The 1,197-nt window shown below is 68.7% G+C and carries 2 protein-coding genes; both read right to left on the reverse strand.

Going from position 1 to position 1,197, the window contains the following annotated elements; genetic code table 11:
• Positions 1-156: 156 nt before the first annotated feature.
• Positions 157-450 (reverse strand): hypothetical protein, encoded by a 294-nt coding sequence (locus G6016_RS14620; protein WP_182633350.1) that lies wholly within the window; start codon positions 448-450, stop codon positions 157-159.
• A gap of 133 nt (positions 451-583) precedes the next feature.
• On the reverse strand, positions 584-1,197 hold a 614-nt coding region (locus G6016_RS14625), incomplete at its 5' end, for a hypothetical protein (RefSeq protein ID WP_206682318.1).

The following is a 1,197-nucleotide window of genomic DNA, read 5'->3' on the forward strand; positions in this document are numbered from 1 at the left end:
TTGCTCCTTCTACCGTCGAGCTGGAAGCACGAACGCTCCGCGGTTCGGGCGCGGCCGGGGTCTACGGCTGGGTGAACCTGTCGCCGGTGACGAGTAGGTCGCCGTGGTAATCGCTGTCATATTGGCTCGGGTGGTGGACGAGGTACAGACCGTGGGCTAGTCGGCTTCGGGCGGAATGTAGGGGATGAAGTGCGCTTCGCCGCCGCTGGTGAAAGTGCCCTCTGTGTATGCGCCGTTGTCGGAGGGGGCGTCGTTGGCCAGCGCCCATATTTGGGCGGCGAGGTCGTCGGCGTCGAGGTCGCCGTCGGGCGTGGTGTTCGGGGTAACGATGCCGCTTCGCGGGCCGATGGTGACGCGGCGGGCGCGGTGGTCGCCTGCTTGCGCGGCGGCCACCGCGTTGCGGGTGAGGTCGTCAACGCTGGTTGCTCGTAGTGGCTCGGGTGTGTTCATGGCTGCCAGCGTGGCACGGCCTGGTCCCGGTCCTGCTCGTGACAGCCGGGGTGGCGCGCGGCCTGTGGGCGCGGCCGCGTGGTGTGAAATGCGAGCGGGGCCGACCGTGGTCGGCCCCGCGTTGGCGTTTGGGCTAGTGGGTGATCTTGCCCGGCAGGATTACCCGAAAGTCGGCAAGTCGGAGCATCCCGCGGGGCTTGCCTCCGGGCGTGAAGGTCGTGAAGGTGGCGATGAAGGCGCGGACGGCTCCGCCGCTGATGTGTAGACGTCCGGCAATCTCGTAGCCGTGCAGTGTCGCGGCGGTGCCGTTCCGCTGGATGTTGTAGCGACCGAGGAAGGCCGGGCCTTCGCTGGGGGTGCGCACCTGCCGGAGAACGGCCGCGCGATTGACGGCGGCGGCGCCGGATTCGGTGGCGATCTGGTCCACGACGGTCAGCCGGGGCCGGCTGCGGTTGTAGACCTTAACGGCGGTACGCAGTGCGCGGACCATCGCGAGCGCGTGCTGGTCGGTGACGGTGGTCGTGGTGTTCGCGCGGCCGGCGTTGCGGTCGAGTTGCGCGGCGAGGTCGTCGCGGGTGACGGTGCGCACGTGGTCACGGAGCCAGTCGGCGGCGGTGTGGGGATCGACACCCAGTGCGCGGATGCTCTCGTATGCGGCGCGGGTGTCGTCGAGTCCAGGGGTGATGAGTTGCGCGGTCGTGGTCTTGGTGTTCTGCATGGTGTTCCTCCCTCTCTCTGTTGGTGTAC

The sequence above is a fragment of the Dietzia aerolata genome (assembly GCF_014144865.1).
Classification (GTDB): domain Bacteria; phylum Actinomycetota; class Actinomycetes; order Mycobacteriales; family Mycobacteriaceae; genus Dietzia; species Dietzia aerolata.